This window comes from Kitasatospora cystarginea, assembly GCF_039533515.1.
GTDB classification, from domain to species: domain Bacteria; phylum Actinomycetota; class Actinomycetes; order Streptomycetales; family Streptomycetaceae; genus Kitasatospora; species Kitasatospora cystarginea.
The window spans coordinates 1-1,338 of record NZ_BAAATR010000166.1 but is presented as its reverse complement, the minus strand read 5'-3'; the positions used below and the strand labels follow the sequence as shown (position 1 = coordinate 1,338).

Annotated in this window: 2 protein-coding genes and 1 pseudogene; all 3 read right to left on the bottom strand. The window is 71.2% G+C overall.

Translation table 11 applies throughout. The features are described 5' to 3' along the window. Window positions 1-370 (bottom strand): annotated as a pseudogene (locus tag ABD369_RS40595) (hypothetical protein); the annotation flags it as partial. 446 nt (window positions 371-816) lie between these two features. Next, window positions 817-939, bottom strand: a complete 123-nt coding sequence (locus ABD369_RS40590) for a hypothetical protein (RefSeq protein WP_344641661.1) — start codon at window positions 937-939, stop codon at window positions 817-819. Window positions 940-978: 39 nt separating this feature from the next. Beyond that, a partial coding sequence (locus tag ABD369_RS40585; RefSeq protein ID WP_344641660.1) for a hypothetical protein occupies window positions 979-1,338 on the bottom strand: 360 nt, incomplete at its 5' end.

Genomic DNA, 1,338 nt, shown 5'->3' with positions numbered 1-1,338 from the left:
CGTAGCCCGAGCAGGCCGCCGCCCCTGCCGCGAGCACCTGCCCGCCGCGCCCGGCGCCCAGCTCGCGGGCGATCAACGCGGTGAGCGTGATCGAGGCCGCGGCGAGCAGCGCGGGCAGGATTCGTACCCCGGTCGGGGCGGCGCCGAAGAGCTCCGTCTCAAGCCGGGCCAGCAGCGGGGTGAGCGGCGGCTGGTCCGGATAGCCCCAGGCAGGGTGGCGACCGGCGAGCAGGAAGTACAGCTCGTCGCGGTGAAAGCCATAGCGACCTGAGAGCGTGATCAGCAACGCCGCGGCAGCGGCCGCGATCCCCCCGACCGGCCCGGCCGCGAATGGCCCCGGGCACGGCTGTGCATCCCCCCGAATACGCATGCCCGCATTCTCACTCTCCAGCACAGGGCCCGAGAAGTGCCTGGAAGACGGTAATCGGACAGTGGCCCGCCCGACGCGCTACCCCGCGCGATCAACCGTCAATGACACGAACCCGCAATGGTCGAACTTCGGTGGCAACCGGTCAAGGTTCCGTGGCGCGGGACACGGACGGCTCAGTGGTCCGAAGCCCTGACGGGCAGACCCTGACCGGGTGAAAATCGGGTTGGTGGCCGCCTGGCCGACGTCGTCTCGCCTTGGCGCGTTCCGAGCCCGTGGCTCAGTAGGACGCTGGGGGTCCACTCCAGGCACCCGGAAATGTTGCTCCGAGCACGCACATCAGACTCTTCCGGGCCCCTGCCGGGCGGCCCCACGCCTGGCCATGCGGGACTGGCTGCTGACCGAACAGGTCACCGTCGTGGGCATGGAGGTTACCCACCACCACCAGGTCACACCCGACGGCCCCCCGCCGGGTAGAGCTTGGCGTGCAGCACCCGCACTTCCCACCACGGATCACCCGGGGCGGAGACCAGGGCGGCGACCTGCTCGCGCTTGGTCGGGGTGGGGAGCACCAGCGGGCCCAGCTCCTCCGCCTCCCGGTCGCTGACGCACTACGGGCACTCCAGCCGGTCGGGGCTGGCCTTCTCTGTGAGCTCCAGCTTCGAGCCGGCCTTCCCGCCGATCGAGCCTCGGCACGTCCAGCACGGGCGCAGTGCGGCGCTGGCCGCGCGGGCTGCCTCCAGCTGGGCTCGGGCCTTAGCCTCTCGCTCCTCCTCCTGCCGCTGCTGGTGCTTCTCGTGGCAGGACCAGCAGCGGCCACCCGGGCGGCGGGTCCACTCCACCTGTCCCTCGGGGCCGTACTCCCAGTTGCTCGCCTGAGCTTGCTCCGCTTTGACGGACACCGTTGGTGTGGTGGTCAGGCCGCCAGGACGGTCTCGTATTCGGCGGGACTGCGGTAGCCGAGGCTGCTG